Origin of the sequence: Rhodococcus sp. WS1 (assembly GCF_003797745.1) — a bacterium.
GTDB classification, from domain to species: Bacteria; Actinomycetota; Actinomycetes; order Mycobacteriales; family Mycobacteriaceae; genus Rhodococcus_F; species Rhodococcus_F erythropolis.
Window position 1 is genome coordinate 1,069,135 of the sequence record NZ_RKLZ01000001.1, and the last position, 14,626, is coordinate 1,083,760.

A 14,626-nucleotide genomic window follows, 5' to 3' on the forward strand; every position below is an offset into this window, starting at 1 on the left:
CGCTAGCTCGCGAGAGCTGTCACCGGTGACACCAGCCCCGCCCGCCTAGCGGGGAGCAGTGACGCGATCACACCGCAGATTCCGCCGATCAACACGATGGCTACCAATTGCGCCCACGGCACTGCGCTGAGGGCGACGTCCTCGATCCCGAACACCGATGCGGTACCGGCTACACCGAACACCATCCCGAACAGCACTCCGATCACCGATGCGACTCCTGCCACCAGCAGTGCTTCCCAGATCAACATGGCTCGAATTCCCTTCTTGGTCAGTCCGAGTGCGCGAAGCAGTCCGGATTCGCGGCGCCGTTCGAGAACCGACAGTGCCATGGTGTTTCCCACCCCGATCAGAGCGATCAACACCGCTACCGACAGCAACCCGGCAACCACCATGAGCATGGTGTCGAGGATCGAATCGAGAGCCGAGCGCATTTCGGTCATTCCTTGAACATCGCTGCCCGGAGCTTCCTGGCGTGCCAGTTCGGTGATGCGGTCGGTGGCAGCGAGCGCCTCTTCGTCGGTGTCCGTCCCCAACCTGACCCAGTAGGAATCGGTGGTCGGCGTGGTGGCCGCTGCACCCAGATCGCCTCGATCCAACAGCGCTGGTTGACCTTTCACACCTTCGATCACGCTGACGTTGACAGCTCCACGATCTCCGCGCACCGTTGCCGTCTCGCCCGCCGAGAGTTTGTATTCGGTCAGGTCAGCGGGCGAGAGCACCAACTGACCGGCCGCGGGTACCGAGATCTCGGTACGCAGAACATCTTTCACCCGAGCAGCGTCGACGCCGAATCCGGCCAACGAACCGCGCCCGTCGATCGTCAGTTCGGCCTTGTCCAGACCGCTCACCGCGCCGACGCCGTTGACCGCGGCGATGTCTGTGCCCAACCCTGCGGAAAGCGGTGCCGAACCGGAACTGCTCACCATGACGTCGACGGGGAATTGACTGTCCATCGCCGCGGGTGCGGCTTCCTTGACCGTCGCGATTCCCACGACGAGCGTGCTCGTCAAGGCCACACCGATCAACAGGGCCGTGGCTGTCGCCGAGGTCCGGCGTGGGTTCCGACCGGCGTTGCCTGCTGCCAGGCTTCCCACCGGACCGATCAGTCTCGCCAGCACTCCGCCGGCGGCATTGATCAGCGCGGGCACGATTCGCCCGGACAGTGCTGCGATCCCCAGGAACGAAAAGAGTCCACCGGCAGTCGCCGCCGGCACCTGCTGATTCGTCACTCCCAGGACGGTCATCGCGATGCCCGCGAGCAGTATCACGACGCCCAGAACCCGGCGCACGACCGACACCTGAACGCTCTCGGGCTTGGACTCCATCGGCTGCAGTGCCGCCAGCGGGGAGAGCCTCGTTGCCGCCCGCCCGGGCGCAGATGCAGCGAGCATCGTCATCACGATGCCGACGGCAAGACCGACCAGCACGGTCACCGGGGTGACGCTCAGTGACGAAAGAGGCACCGGCACATCTGCGGCCGTTGCTACGCGACCGATCGCCCAGGCAAGTCCGACACCGAGTCCGACGCCGATCACCGAGGCGATCACGCCGACCGCAGCGGCTTCGCTGCGAATGCTCCGGCGAACCTGTTTGGCTGTGGCGCCGACGCATCGCAGCAACGCGAGTTCCTGAGTGCGCGCGGCGAGCAGAACGGCAAACGTATTGGCGATCACCAGCGCGGCAACAACAACGGCAATGGCACCGAAGGCGAGCAACACCGTGCTGAGGATCTTGGTGCCACCCATGTATTCCGCTGCCGCGTTGTCGGTGGCTTCTTCTCCTGTCAACACGGTGGAGTCCGCGGGCAACGCGCTCGCGATCGAATCCACGAGTTGTTGCTGAGAGCGCGAACCGTCACCGGCGACACGGAACTCACGTTTGGCGCTGTCCCCGGCCCACGCGCTCACCTGCTCGGCGGTGGTGAATATCTTGATCCCGCCCAGTCGTTGCGCCGAACCGGAGAGATCGACCAGTCCGACCACCTGCGCGGTGGGCGCAGCGGCACCGACCGTCGAATCCCTTGCCGTGACAGCGATTCGGGCACCCGTCGGTATCCCGGAGTCCGCGCTCACCAACACCTGCCCCAGACCGGCCGGAAGCGAACCCTCCGACAAGTTCTCCCAACGCAATTCGGGATTGTCGGCGATCGAGAGAGCATCCCCGTAGGACGCGCCCTTTGCCTCGGAGTCGACACGAACATACGTCGACACGTCGTCGGCGACTGCCGAGACGCCCGGCACCGCACTCAGCAGTGCTTCCGTCACGCCTGGACCGGAGGCGACGACATCCGTGGTTTCGTATTGCGTCGCAAGTGATTTACTCACACTCGCATCGACCGTCGAGCTCAATGTCAAAGTCGCGACGATGTATCCGACTGCGATCACCACGGCGAGTATCGAAGCCACATAGCGCCCGGCATGTGCCCGCGCCTGGGCAAAAGCCAGACCCCTCATCGCAGTGCACCCGAAACTGCAGGAACATCAGCCAGGTCGTCGGCACCGAGTGCTCGCATGGCACCGATCACCGAGTCGACGGTGGGATGGTCGATCTCTCCGGCAATACGCCCGTCCGCGATCAACACGACTCGGTCCGCATACGACGCCGCCACCGGATCGTGTGTCACCATGACAACCGTCTGACCGGTCTCCCGAACACTGGTGCGCAAGAGGCCCAGAACCTCGGTCCCGGAACGGGAATCCAAATTTCCCGTGGGCTCGTCGGCAAAAATCACGTCGGGCTGCGGCAGTAGTGCGCGGGCGACAGCTACACGCTGCTGCTGACCACCGGACAACTCGTGCGGCAGGTGGTCGAGGCGCTTCGACAGGCCCAGTTTCCCGATCACCTCGTCCATCCACTCGGGCGAGGGTTCACTACCCGCCAGCTTCATCGGCAGCAGCATGTTCTCCCGAGCAGTGAGCACCGGCAGCAGGTTGAACGCTTGGAAGACGAATCCGATTCGCTCGCGTCGAAGTTCGGTGAGTTCTGTGTCGCCGAGTTTCGTGACTTCGGTGTCGCCCAGGAAGACCTGTCCGCCCGAAACCGTGTCGAGCCCGGCCAGGCAGTGCATGAGCGTCGACTTTCCGGAGCCGGACGGGCCCATGATCGCGGTGAACCGCTCACGACCGAAGTCCACGTCGACCCCGCCGAGCGCGTGAACCGTGGTCTCACCGGTGCCGTACACCTTGGTGACACCGCGGGCAGTGATCGCCGGCACTGCGGCTGGTTCCGTCGTGGTGTGCGCATGCATTTTTTGCCCTCCGTAAAGCTTCTCGCTATGACGGAATCGACGTTATTGCAGCGCAAGTGGTCTCCGCGTCGGAGCGCGGGGCGATCTTGGAGAGCCCGGTGTCATCCCGGGGTAGGACTGAACAGGGCTGCGCGTCAGCCCTCGGTTCCCAGGAGATCTGCGCGCCGGACAAGTCCGATCTGGAAGGCAAAGACGACGGCCTGCACACGATCACGTGAATGAGTCTTCGAAAGAACCCGTCCGACATGGGTTTTCACTGTCGTTTCGGAGACGTGGAATTTTGCGGCGATCTCCGAATTCGACAGCCCGTACGCCATGGCCTCGAGCACCTCGACCTCGCGCGGTGTCAGCTCTTCGGGCAACTGCGATTCGGGCGCCGAACCTTCCAGGAGAGGTCCGACGTGCTGAAGCAGTCGCCGAGTGGCCCGAGCTTCGATCACCGCGTCCCCGCGATGCACGGTGCGGATGGCGTCGAGCAACTGTTCCGGTGGCACGTCCTTGAGCAGGAAGCCGCTGGCGCCCGCCCTGATTGCCGACATCACGTACTCGTCGTTGTCGAAGGTGGTGAGCACCACGACCTTCGGCGCATCGGGGTCGGCCAGGAGCCGACGGGTCGCCTCGATGCCGTCCATCTTCGGCATCTGGACATCCATCAGGACGACGTCGACATGTCGGGCCGCCAACTCGGTCAATGCCTGCTGACCGTCCGAAGCCTCGACCACCACGGACAGATCCGGCTGCGAGTCGATGACCATTCGAAAACCTGCGCGGACCAGCTGCTGATCGTCGATCAGTGCCACTGCGATCGGAGCCACGTGTTCGTCCATGCCACTCACCTTAAGACCTTCAGACGTTTCAAGACCTACCCAGACGTTCGTTCATACGGCAGGACGGCCCGGACACTGTATCCGCCGCCTGATTTCGGCCCGGCGGTTACTTTGCCTCCGTGCAGTTTGGCGCGCTCGGCCATTCCGATCAGGCCCTGCCCGCCTGGTGACGATTCGACCAGCGCGGCGCTGCCGCCTCGTCCGTCGTCGGTGATGCCGAGAACGAGTTCGGTTTCAGCCCACGTCATCTCGACGCTCGCCTGTGCTCCTGGCCCCGCATGTTTGAGAACGTTCGTCAGCGATTCCTGGACGATGCGATAGGCCGTCAACCCCGCACCCGCAGAGAGTTCGCGTGGTTCACCGGTCACACTGACGGCGATGTCGAGTCCGCTGCTGCGTAACTCGTGGAAGAGACTGTCGATATCACCGGCGCCCGGGATCACCGAGAAATCCCGGGGCGTGTCCTCACGCAGGACGGACAGAAGCGATCGCATGTCGGTCAACGCTTGGCGACCGGTGGAGGCAATGGTTTCGAGCGCCTGGATTGCAGCCTGAGGATCCTTGGCCGCGCTGTAGCGTCCGCCGTCGGCCTGAGCGATGACAACGGTCAACGAATGCGCGACGATGTCGTGCATCTCGCGCGCAATCCTCGAGCGTTCGCTGATCGTCGCGATTTCCGCTTCCTGCGCACGCTCGAGTTCGAGCAACCGTGCGCGCTCGGTCAGACCTTCCAATTGTTTGGTGCGAACTCGACGCAAATCACCGAACGCCCAGACCGCGAGCATGAAGATCATGACGGCCACGGACTGCATGACCTGCGAAGACACTGGGATTCCGTCGTAGCCGAAGTATCGAACAGTTCCGGCAATCGAGCCGAGCAACGCGAGCACCAGGCCGGTGAGCGAACTCCACCGAGCGCCATAGGCGGCCAGCGCGTACAGGGAGATGGGCACGACAACGGCCGATGCGAGCAGTGTGTTGCCGATGAAGATCACGTGTAGAACTGCGAACCCTGCGATCACCATGCCGGAGAGTTCGGGGCGCGAGCGTCGCCATGCCAACGGAACGGTCATACCCAGCGAGACGAACACCGCCAGCGGACTCGCCTCGACCGCAACGACAACGCTGAACAGTGCGGCAACCGTCGCAATGCAAATGTCCACACCGCGAGCATGTTCCGCGCTCCAGCGGACGAAGCGTTCACTAGTCGGAAAACGAGCCATGCCGCCAAGAGTAGCTTTTACTCACGAGCTTTCACTCAGGTGCGGTAACCGCCGTCTTCGAGACCGGCCTCGATTTCGAACCGGTTCCGCGGACCGCGATGACGCAACTCCTCACGCAGGTACAGCAGCCCGAATACGATTCCGTACCTGGCCCATTGGTCCGCGTGAACTGCCTCGTGGCGAAGGACGGATCGAGTCGTGTTTCGCCGGGTGAGGTACACACCACCGAGAGTTGTTCCGCCTCTGGCGAACCCGCCGCGCAGCCCGGAAGCGACAAAGATCCCGGACTCGTTGTCGAAGCGGATGTCCGCGCCGAGAATCCCGGCGTAGAACAGCGCGACGCGAGTGACGAATGCGGACTGCGCGCTGCCCCGACTCGCTCGGATCAGCGGCAGCCCACGCCGTGCACACACGAGAAGATCAGCCCAGCAGTTTCTCGCGAAGCGCCTTGTCCTTGTCGAGCACCATCGCCTCGAGGCTCTCCTGGAAAGCCACCATCCGCTGCTGCAGTGCGGGATCCGAAGCGCCGAGGATCCGAGCAGCCAACAGACCGGCGTTGCGAGCGCCGCCGATCGAGACCGTCGCCACCGGGACGCCGGCCGGCATCTGCACGATCGAGAGGAGTGAATCCATACCGTCGAGGTACTTGAGCGGCACCGGAACACCGATGACCGGCAACGGTGTAGCCGAGGCAACCATGCCCGGAAGATGCGCGGCGCCACCGGCACCGGCGATGATGACCTTGATTCCGCGGCCGGCGGCTTCCTTGGCGTAGTCGAGCATCCGCTGAGGCGTGCGGTGCGCCGAGACGACACCGACCTCGAAGCGGATACCGAACTCGGCCAGAGCTTCGGCTGCAGCTTCCATGGTCGGCCAATCCGAATCGCTGCCCATGATCAGGCCGACCTGCGCGCTCTCACTCACCGTGTACATCCCATCCGTCGGTCCAAACTGCATGCGAAAGCCAATGTGCTGCGCGCTCGGCGCGTTCCCGAACTGCGGCAACGTAATTCGGGTCGTCGATGGATCCGGCGCCGCCGACGATGTTGACGTGGCCGATCTTGCGATCCTTGCGCTCGCCCTTGCCGTACAGGTGGATCTTCGCATCGGGCATCCGCGCGAAGAGGTGATGGACACGCTCGTCCATCGTCATCTCGGGCGCTTCCGGCGCACCCAGAACGTTTGCCATCACCGTGACCGGCGCGATCGGCGAGGTGTCGCCGAGCGGGTAGTCGAGAACGGCACGCAGATGCTGTTCGAACTGAGAGGTGCGTGCGCCGTCCATCGTCCAGTGACCGGAGTTGTGCGGGCGCATTGCCAGCTCGTTGACCACGAGAGTGCCGTCAGTCGTCTCGAAGAGTTCGACGGCCATCGAGCCGACGACACCCAACTCGGAAGCGATGCGCAGCGCCAATTGTTCGGCTTCCTCGGCAACGGCACTCGAAAGGGCGGGGGCAGGTGCGATCACGACGGCGCACTGGCCGTTGCGCTGAACGGTCTCTACGACCGGCCACGTAGCGCCCTGTCCGAACGGCGACCGCGCAACCATGGCAGACAGTTCCCGACGCATCGAGACCATTTCCTCGACGATCAGCGGAACACCCTTGTCCAACTGCTCGGTGACAATGGCTTCTGCTTCGTCCTGATCATCGGTGATCCAGACGCCCCGGCCGTCGTAGCCTCCGCGGGTTGCCTTGATGACAAGCGGCCAACCGTGTTCGGCACCGAAACGCACGACGTCTTCCGCCCACGTCACTTCGGCGTACGCGGGTACAGGTGCGCCCAGTTCGGCAAGTTTGCGACGCATCAGCAATTTGTCCTGAGCGAAGATCAGAGCCTGCGGCGGAGGCTGAACGTTCACGCCTTCGGCAACAAGAACCTCGAGATGTTCGGTCGGCACGTGCTCGTGGTCGAACGTCAACGCGTTGGAACCGACCGCTGCGCGGCGAAGAGCGTCGAGGTCGGTGTGGCTACCGAGCACGACATCGGGGCTGACCTGAGCTGCCGGCTCGTCCGCAGTTCCGGAGAGCACTCGGAGCGTCTGGCCCAGGGCCACCGCCGCCTGGTGAGTCATCCTGGCCAACTGTCCGCCACCGATCATGGTGACGACGGGCATGGATGCTTTTGCCGGTCGAGGGGTGGTCGGGCGGGCGGGGATCTGCGCGGGATCGTTGTTGCCGGTCACGGCTCTCTATGTTGTCATGTGCCGCGTTCGCCCGTTCATTCAGCGTTCCCAATCTGTGATTCTGCTGATGAATCCGCGGCAAATTGGTGGTAACGCGGTTTCGTTTCGTAAACTCATCTGTTGTGCCATTTGTCGACGGGGTCATTGCCCGCATACCCCAACCGTTTCGTGACATCGCTCTGCGTCACAGCGAGCTGATCAAATTCGCGATCGTCGGCGGAACTACCTTCCTGATCGACTCGGGCATCTTCTACACACTCAAGCTGTCGATCCTCGAATCCAAGCCGATCACGGCCAAGATCATCGCCGGCGTCGTCGCGGTGATCGCGTCGTACATTCTCAACCGCGAGTGGTCGTTCAAGAACCGTGGTGGCCGTGAGCCAGCGCACGAAGCTGCTCTGTTCTTCATCATCAGCGCCATCGGCGTCGTCATCAGCTTCATCCCGCTCTACATCTCCAGTTACGTCTTCAACCTGCGTGTACCCGAAGTCAGCTTGGCGACGGAGAACATCGCCGACTTCATCAGTGCATATGTCATCGGCAACCTGCTGCAGATGGCGTTCCGATTCTGGGCCTTCCGCAAGTTCGTGTTTCCCGACGAGAATCCGGAACCGCTCGAGCTGTCCGACACCACAGGATTGTCCGAAACCACAGCGTTATCCGAAACCACAGCGTTATCCGAAACCACAGCGTTATCCGAAACCACGGCGCCTGACCCGGTCATTCCTGATGCCGAAGAGGAGCTCGGGCACTCCTGAGTTTTCCGTCTGCGCGAGCCTTTCGGTCAGCGCGGTTCGCGGTGCGGAACGACGTCCGCGGTCGGCGCAGTGTTGGCCACCGGCAGGAAGACCGCGAACAAGGCAGGCTTACGCCTCTGCAGTTCCAGTCGGCCCCCGTCGGCTTCGATCAGTGCACGTGCGAGCGCCAACCCGACGCCGGTGGACCCGGCCCCCGAAAATCCTCTGTCGAAGATGTGCGGTGCAAGATCGTTCTCCACGCCGGAGCCTTCGTCGGTGACCTCGACGCACACCATCGAGTCGCGACGAGACGAACTGCGCCCGGTACCGTCGATCAATCGGACAGACACCGTGCACGTACCTTCACCGTGTTCGAACGAATTGTCGACCAGAACGGAAACAGCTTCACGCAGACGCGAACCTGTGGTCGCGGCCATCACCGCGCGATCGCCGCGTAGGCGGAGCCTGCGTCCCTCTCCGTCGAACTGAGCCTGCCAGTCGCGGGTCACCTGTTCCAGCTCGCCGACTACCGACACCAGACTCGCCGATGACCCACTGGTGCGCGACGAGCGAATCAGGTCGTCGATTCCGTCGGTGAGCCTGTCCACTTGCGCCATGGCTTCCTCGGCCTCGTTCACGACGTCAGGATCTTCGTGAACGGACAACTCGTCCAAGCGCAGCCGCACTGCAGTCAGTCGACTGCGCAGTTGATGCGAGACGTCCGCGACCAGCGCGCGTTCTCGTTGCAGCCGCACCGAAATCTCCACAGTTGCCGCGTCGAGGACGTCGGACACGCGGTCGAGTTCGGGGATGTCGTGCCGACGAGGATCCGGCCGGAAGTCACCTTCGGCGAGGCGCGCCGCCCGGTCGGCCACATCCTGCAGCGGATCGGCAAGCCGACGTGCAGTGACCACAGCGACCACGGTGCCTGCCGTGATGGACAGAAGCACGAGCACACCGACGGCCATCACCGCTTGCTTCTGCTGGGTGCGCAAGTTCTCCGACGGCACCTCGAGACGCAACGAGCCGGACGTTCCCATCGCGAGCGATTCGACGAGTGCGTTCTTGACCGTCGCCTCACCGACGTCGACGCGTGCAGCGCCGTCGACGACGGTCGGATACACGACGACGAGGCGCCCGTCGTTCGGGGTGAGAACCTTGAGCGAATCGGTGTTCAACGCACCTTCGACGAGCCCGTTCGTCCCCTCTTGCGCGATGACCTCAGCGGCCATCCGGTCGAGGCGCACCCGGAGATCACTTCGCGTCACGTCCTCCACCCAGAGCCACGCCGTGTAGATCAGCGGAACCCCCAGCAGCAACGCCGTCATGATCACGACAGCGAGAATCGACTGCAATATGCGACGCCGCATGCCGGCAGTTCCTGATTCTCGAGAAGTTAGTCGGTGTTGATTCGGAAACCGACACCGCGGACGGTGGCAATTCTGCGTTCCACAGCGGGGCCCTCGTCACCGATCTTGCGGCGCAGCCACGACATGTGCATGTCGAGCGTCTTCGATCCACGAAGCTCGACGTCGCCCCACACCTCACGAAGGATCGTATCGCGCGATACTACTTCCCCGGCATGTTCGAGGAGGACCCGCAGAAGTTCGTATTCCTTGTTGGCCAAGGCGATTTCGGAGCCGTTGACGAGTACGCGTCGTGCCGCGGGCTCGAGCCTGATGCCACCGACCTCGACGATCGTGTCCTCGCGGCCACCGTGGCGACGCAGGAGTGCTCGCACACGTGCCATCAACTCGGCGAGACGAAACGGCTTGCTGACGTAGTCGTCGGCGCCGGCGTCCAACCCGACCACGAAGTCGACTTCGTCGGTCCTGGCGGTCAACATCAGCACGGCGAGCGAGGTGCGATGCGCACGAATCTGTCGACAGACTTCGAGTCCGTCCATGCCCGGAAGGCCGAGATCGAGAATCAACAGATCGAAATCACCTTCGAGCGCCTGCTGCAACGCAGCGGGTCCGGTCGGTTCGACCGTCACCGAATACCCTTCACGCCCCAGTGCGCGGGAGAGGGGTGCGGCAATGGCCTCGTCGTCTTCGGCTAGCAATACGGCAGTCACACGAACAGACTACGGACAACACGCCTTTGCACGTTGATTACCAGCCATTTCGATCGTTCGGGTCGTCGTTTTCACCCGCCGGCCGCTGCGGTGGCTGCGATGGTGGCTGCTGCATGGAATCGAAAACCTGGTGATACAGCAGGGCGTGAACGTGCTCGACGTCAGGAATGTCGTCGAACTCGAGCGGATCGTCACTGGCAGAGGCGATGACCAGAGTTCCGGTCTTGAGCATTCGATCGATCAAGCCGTGGCGGAACTGAACATTGCTGATCCGCCCCATGGGGATGTCGATACCGGTATGCGTGAGCACTCCGTGGCGTATGAGCACCCGCCGATCGGTGACGATGAAATGCGTGAACTTCCAGACCGTGAACGGTGCAACCGATCGCCAGGCCACGACACCGAGCCAGATGATTCCGATGGCAATGGACGACACGGTGCGAGCCGTGCCGTCCAATCTCGTCTGTGCGAGGCCCAACAAGAACCCGGCGACGGCCGTCGCAAGCACGAACGTCAGCGCCGGAAGCACCAACATCTTCCAATGAGGATGGCGATGCAGTATCAGTTCCTCGTCCTGAGCGAGGGCGTCTTCGGGATATCCCATGACGGGAAGTCTGCCATCCCGCACCGACTTTCAGGCACACCGACTTTCAGGCACACCCACGTTCAGGGCAACGCTCAGGGCTGCGCGATCTTTCGCAGCACCAACGGGGTCACGACGATGATGATGCCGTACAGCACCATCCACACGCCGACCACGATGCGGAAGACGTCGAGCGAGAGTTCGGGCTGCAGAAGGACGATTGCACCCGCGACGATGCTGATGACTCCGAGCACGATCGACAGACCGCGATCGACGGTGTGCCCGGACGCCGCGTCGACCAGATCGAGAACGCCACGGAATACCCACCAGGCACCGATCACCAATGCGATCAGAACCACCGTCTGCAAAGGGCTACGGAGAACCAGGAATCCGAGGAGCACTGCCAACGCGCCGGAGATCGCGACAAGCGTCCGAGTTCCACCCGAAGCCGCCACGTCCGCGAACGAACGGATGATCTGGACGATTCCGAATCCGAACAACTGAATCGCAATGACAACCGCGACCACGAAAAGGGTGGCATCCGGCCATGCGAGTACGGCGATACCCAGGCCCAATGTGAGGACACCGAGCAGCACCGTCACACCGGTGAGTACGCGGCGAGCGCTCTCGGCCGTCTCGGCTTCGGTCGGAACAACGATCGGTGTGGTCATGACGCCCCTAGGCAGCTCAGTAAATCCCGCAGTTAAATGAAATGAAGGACGGACGGTTGGTTCGAAAACCGGCCAGGGCCAAAAATTAGCACTTTGGTGCCAGAAAATCCGGCAAGGCTCACGATTCGGCTACCGGGGCGGCCCGAAGGTGCGTGATATCACCCGCAGCGACCGCAAAGGTCTCCCCATCTGTTCCCTCGATTTCGATGACGACGCGGCCGGAAGTGTCGACGTCGGTCGCGATACCGAACACCTCCTTGTCGCCCGGCAAGACCGCGCGGACTCGTTTGCCCAGCGTCCCGCAACGCTGCCGGTATTCGGCAGCCAACACAGATGTATCCCATTTCGATGATTCCCAAGCACGGAATTGCGTCGCCAACTCACGGGCGATTGCTCGAACGAGGGTGTCGCGGTCGACAGTCGATGCTTCTTCGATGAGGAGTGATGTAGCGGTCGGGACGGGCAACTCCTCGACACCCAGGCTCACGTTCAACCCGATGCCCACCACCACCGCGGGATCGGGCGCTGTCCTTGCCACCTCGGCCAGAATTCCGGCGACCTTCTTGTCACCGATGAGAACGTCGTTCGGCCACTTGAGTTCTGCGGGCACTTCGGCCACGTTCCGCAGCGCGTCGACGACCGCGATTCCCGACAGTAGCGGGAGCCAACCCATGTCCGTGAGATTCATTCCGGGCATCGACAGCAGAACCGACATCGAGATCTGCGCTTGCGGCGGACTCACCCAAGTGCGCGAATGACGGCCGCGGGCACTCGCCTGATACTCGGCGATCAGAACGTGACGGTCGGCATCCGGATCTGCCGCTCGCGCAAGGAGATCCGCGTTCGTCGAACCGGTCTCCTCGACAACGTCGAGGCGGTTCCAGAAAACGCGCGCGTCGTCGTTGTCACTGCGCACGAGTGCGCGTCGTAGGGCATTGCCGTCGAGGGGCGGTCGGTTCAAGTCGGTCCACATAGCCCCAGCCTATGACGACAGCGAGAATGTACTGGTCAGTAGCTTGAGCCTGCAAGACAGCGACAATCGGACCTGCCTTCGAAGCCCCCCACGCACTCTCGTTAAGCTCACGTCCATGACCACTGTCCAAGAGCCGAACGCGCCGGAGGCGGCGGCCGCACCCGATATCCACACGACCGCGGGAAAGCTCGCGGACCTGCGGAATCGCCAAGCCCAGGCGCAGGCACCGAGCGGCGAAGCCGCCATCGACAAGGTGCACGCCAAAGGCAAGCTGACCGCCCGCGAGCGCATCACCGCCCTCCTCGACGAGGGCTCCTTCGTCGAACTCGACGCACTGGCACGGCACCGAAGTGTGAACTTCGGTCTCGCTGACAACCGCCCGGTCGGCGACGGCGTCGTCACCGGTTACGGCACCATCGACGGCCGCGACGTCTGTGTCTTCTCACAGGACGCCACCGTTTTCGGCGGATCGCTCGGCGAAATCTACGGTGAGAAGATCGTCAAGGTCATGGACCTCGCGATCCGCACCGGTCGCCCCCTCGTCGGCATCAACGAAGGTGCAGGCGCGCGCATTCAGGAAGGCGTCGTCTCGCTCGGCCTCTACGGCGAGATCTTCCACCGCAACGTCCAGGCCTCGGGTGTCATCCCCCAGATCTCACTGATCATGGGACCCGCCGCCGGCGGCCACGTCTACTCCCCCGCACTGACCGACTTCGTCGTGATGGTCGACGAGACTTCCCAGATGTTCGTCACCGGCCCCGACGTCATCAAGACAGTCACCGGCGAAGACGTCACGATGGAAGACCTCGGTGGTGCTCGCACCCACATGGTCAAGTCCGGAGTCGCCCACTACGTCGCTTCCGGCGAGCAGGATGCCCTCGACTACGTCAAGGACCTGCTCAGCTACCTGCCGTCCAACAACCAGGCAGCAGCTCCCCGCGGCGAGATCACCGACCCGATCATCGGTTCGATCGAAGACAGCCTGACCGCTGAGGACATCGAACTCGACACCCTCATCCCGGATTCGGCCAACCAGCCGTACGACATGCACGAGGTCATCCGTCGCATCCTCGACGACGACGAGTTCCTCGAGGTCCAGGCCGAGCGCGCGATGAACATCATCGTCGGTTTCGGTCGCGTCGACGGCCGCTCGGTCGGCATCGTCGCCAACCAGCCCACCCAGTTCGCGGGCTGCCTCGACATCGACGCCTCGGAGAAGGCCGCTCGCTTCGTGCGTACCTGCGACGCGTTCAACGTCCCGATCATCACCCTCGTCGACGTTCCCGGTTTCCTCCCCGGAACCGAGCAGGAATACAACGGCATCATCCGTCGCGGCGCGAAGCTCCTCTACGCGTACGGCGAGGCAACGGTCGGCAAGATCACGGTCATCACCCGCAAGGCTTACGGCGGAGCGTACGACGTCATGGGCTCCAAGCACATGGGCGCCGACGTGAACCTGGCATGGCCGACCGCTCAGATCGCCGTCATGGGTGCATCCGGAGCTGTCGGATTCGTCTACCGCAAGCAGCTTCTCGAAGCCGCGAAGAACGGCGAAGACGTCGATGCATTGCGCCTCAAGCTGCAGAACGAGTACGAGGACACCCTCGTCAACCCGTACGTCGCCGCTGAGCGCGGATACGTCGACGCTGTCATTCCTCCGTCGCACACCCGCGGACAAATCGTTTCCGCATTGCGACTGCTCGAGCGCAAGGCCGTTTCCCTTCCGCCCAAGAAGCATGGGAACATTCCCCTATGACCGCAACCACCGAGGACATTCTCAGCGAAGATGTCGCACTGGCGGAGACTGCACCGACCAACGGTGCGGTCGTCGAGGGAAGCGCGACGGACGCTTCGCTCACGGAGCTGACCGAGACGTCGACCTCCGACGCGTCGGTCATCAAGATCGTCAAGGGTTCGCCCACCGACGTCGAGATCGCCGCACTGGTCAGCGTGCTTGCCGCGGCTGCCGGCAGCGGTCAGGCTCCCGAGTCGAATGTTCCCGCGGAGACCTGGGGCGATCCGACTCAGTTCCACCGCACGCGTGCGCCGTTCTCGCCGTACGCGTACCTGAACCCCGCGATCCGTCGCAGCTGACGATCACTT

Annotated in this window: 15 protein-coding genes; 3 read left to right on the forward strand and 12 right to left on the reverse strand. The window is 63.2% G+C overall.

Annotation, left to right across the window (positions count from 1 at the left end):
* Window positions 1-2 precede the first annotated feature (2 nt).
* The 7 genes from EEB12_RS04920 to EEB12_RS04950 all read right to left on the reverse strand — a co-directional run bounded on the left by EEB12_RS04920 (window position 3) and on the right by EEB12_RS04950 (window position 7,413).
* The gene (locus EEB12_RS04920) at window positions 3-2,453 is read right to left on the reverse strand and encodes an ABC transporter permease (protein WP_141487459.1); all 2,451 of its coding nucleotides are present in this window, start codon (window positions 2,451-2,453) and stop codon (window positions 3-5) included.
* The gene (locus tag EEB12_RS04925; RefSeq protein ID WP_019747760.1) at window positions 2,450-3,247 is read right to left on the reverse strand and encodes an ABC transporter ATP-binding protein; all 798 of its coding nucleotides are present in this window, start codon (window positions 3,245-3,247) and stop codon (window positions 2,450-2,452) included. Before EEB12_RS04925 ends, EEB12_RS04920 begins: the two co-directional genes overlap by 4 nt.
* A 134-nt stretch (window positions 3,248-3,381) precedes the next feature.
* The gene (locus EEB12_RS04930) at window positions 3,382-4,074 is read right to left on the reverse strand and encodes a response regulator (RefSeq protein WP_019747759.1); all 693 of its coding nucleotides are present in this window, start codon (window positions 4,072-4,074) and stop codon (window positions 3,382-3,384) included.
* 35 nt (window positions 4,075-4,109) lie between these two features.
* Window positions 4,110-5,297 (reverse strand): sensor histidine kinase, encoded by a 1,188-nt coding sequence (locus EEB12_RS04935; RefSeq protein ID WP_019747758.1) that lies wholly within the window; start codon window positions 5,295-5,297, stop codon window positions 4,110-4,112.
* A gap of 35 nt (window positions 5,298-5,332) precedes the next feature.
* Window positions 5,333-5,710 (reverse strand): hypothetical protein, encoded by a 378-nt coding sequence (locus tag EEB12_RS04940; protein WP_019747757.1) that lies wholly within the window; start codon window positions 5,708-5,710, stop codon window positions 5,333-5,335.
* 7 nt (window positions 5,711-5,717) lie between these two features.
* Window positions 5,718-6,230: a 5-(carboxyamino)imidazole ribonucleotide mutase gene (gene purE / locus EEB12_RS04945; protein ID WP_019747756.1), complete on the reverse strand. Its 513-nt coding sequence runs from the start codon at window positions 6,228-6,230 to the stop codon at window positions 5,718-5,720.
* Window positions 6,214-7,413, reverse strand: coding sequence for a 5-(carboxyamino)imidazole ribonucleotide synthase (locus EEB12_RS04950; RefSeq protein WP_410055704.1), 1,200 nt, complete (start codon window positions 7,411-7,413; stop codon window positions 6,214-6,216). Before EEB12_RS04950 ends, purE begins: the two co-directional genes overlap by 17 nt.
* 191 nt (window positions 7,414-7,604) lie before the next feature.
* On the opposite strand from EEB12_RS04950, the gene EEB12_RS04955 reads away from it, so the two are divergent.
* Window positions 7,605-8,240 carry a GtrA family protein gene (locus EEB12_RS04955; RefSeq protein ID WP_047890253.1) on the forward strand — a complete coding sequence of 212 codons (636 nt, stop codon included), beginning with the start codon at window positions 7,605-7,607 and terminating at the stop codon, window positions 8,238-8,240.
* 26 nt (window positions 8,241-8,266) lie between these two features.
* On the opposite strand, the gene EEB12_RS04960 is transcribed toward EEB12_RS04955, so the two are convergent.
* The 5 genes from EEB12_RS04960 to EEB12_RS04980 all read right to left on the reverse strand — a co-directional run bounded on the left by EEB12_RS04960 (window position 8,267) and on the right by EEB12_RS04980 (window position 12,523).
* Entirely contained in the window at window positions 8,267-9,589 is a 1,323-nt protein-coding gene (locus EEB12_RS04960) for a sensor histidine kinase (protein ID WP_019747754.1), read from the reverse strand.
* Between the two features lie 26 nt (window positions 9,590-9,615).
* Window positions 9,616-10,296, reverse strand: coding sequence for a response regulator transcription factor (locus tag EEB12_RS04965; RefSeq protein ID WP_003940916.1), 681 nt, complete (start codon window positions 10,294-10,296; stop codon window positions 9,616-9,618).
* Between the two features lie 37 nt (window positions 10,297-10,333).
* A complete protein-coding gene (locus EEB12_RS04970; protein WP_021343702.1) occupies window positions 10,334-10,900 on the reverse strand; it encodes a PH domain-containing protein in 567 nt (188 codons plus the stop codon).
* Window positions 10,901-10,974: 74 nt separating this feature from the next.
* Window positions 10,975-11,550 (reverse strand): HdeD family acid-resistance protein, encoded by a 576-nt coding sequence (locus tag EEB12_RS04975; RefSeq protein WP_046378328.1) that lies wholly within the window; start codon window positions 11,548-11,550, stop codon window positions 10,975-10,977.
* 118 nt (window positions 11,551-11,668) lie between these two features.
* Window positions 11,669-12,523 carry a biotin--[acetyl-CoA-carboxylase] ligase gene (locus EEB12_RS04980; RefSeq protein WP_019747752.1) on the reverse strand — a complete coding sequence of 285 codons (855 nt, stop codon included), beginning with the start codon at window positions 12,521-12,523 and terminating at the stop codon, window positions 11,669-11,671.
* Window positions 12,524-12,638: 115 nt separating this feature from the next.
* Here EEB12_RS04980 and EEB12_RS04985 point away from each other — a divergent pair, with 115 nt between their 5' ends.
* Complete coding sequence (locus EEB12_RS04985; RefSeq protein WP_020969200.1) at window positions 12,639-14,279, forward strand: acyl-CoA carboxylase subunit beta; 1,641 nt, start codon at window positions 12,639-12,641, stop codon at window positions 14,277-14,279.
* Window positions 14,276-14,617: an acyl-CoA carboxylase subunit epsilon gene (locus EEB12_RS04990; RefSeq protein WP_019747751.1), complete on the forward strand. Its 342-nt coding sequence runs from the start codon at window positions 14,276-14,278 to the stop codon at window positions 14,615-14,617. The genes EEB12_RS04985 and EEB12_RS04990 overlap by 4 nt, the downstream gene beginning before the upstream one ends.
* Window positions 14,618-14,626: the final 9 nt, after the last annotated feature.

Excerpts from the sequence above, each read along its gene's own strand:
- EEB12_RS04975 (WP_046378328.1), bottom strand. The coding sequence starts at position 11,550 with ATGACCACACCGATCGTTGTTCCGACCGAAGCCGAGACGGCCGAGAGC.
- EEB12_RS04980 (WP_019747752.1), bottom strand. The coding sequence starts at position 12,523 with ATGTGGACCGACTTGAACCGACCGCCCCTCGACGGCAATGCCCTACGA.
- EEB12_RS04960 (WP_019747754.1), bottom strand. The coding sequence starts at position 9,589 with ATGCGGCGTCGCATATTGCAGTCGATTCTCGCTGTCGTGATCATGACG.
- EEB12_RS04985 (WP_020969200.1), top strand. The coding sequence starts at position 12,639 with ATGACCACTGTCCAAGAGCCGAACGCGCCGGAGGCGGCGGCCGCACCC.
- EEB12_RS04950 (WP_410055704.1), bottom strand. The coding sequence starts at position 7,413 with ATGCCCGTCGTCACCATGATCGGTGGCGGACAGTTGGCCAGGATGACT.
- EEB12_RS04920 (WP_141487459.1), bottom strand. The coding sequence starts at position 2,453 with ATGAGGGGTCTGGCTTTTGCCCAGGCGCGGGCACATGCCGGGCGCTAT.
- EEB12_RS04935 (WP_019747758.1), bottom strand. The coding sequence starts at position 5,297 with ATGGCTCGTTTTCCGACTAGTGAACGCTTCGTCCGCTGGAGCGCGGAA.
- EEB12_RS04925 (WP_019747760.1), bottom strand. The coding sequence starts at position 3,247 with ATGCATGCGCACACCACGACGGAACCAGCCGCAGTGCCGGCGATCACT.
- purE (WP_019747756.1), bottom strand. The coding sequence starts at position 6,230 with ATGTACACGGTGAGTGAGAGCGCGCAGGTCGGCCTGATCATGGGCAGC.
- EEB12_RS04990 (WP_019747751.1), top strand. The coding sequence starts at position 14,276 with ATGACCGCAACCACCGAGGACATTCTCAGCGAAGATGTCGCACTGGCG.
- EEB12_RS04930 (WP_019747759.1), bottom strand. The coding sequence starts at position 4,074 with ATGGACGAACACGTGGCTCCGATCGCAGTGGCACTGATCGACGATCAG.
- EEB12_RS04970 (WP_021343702.1), bottom strand. The coding sequence starts at position 10,900 with ATGGGATATCCCGAAGACGCCCTCGCTCAGGACGAGGAACTGATACTG.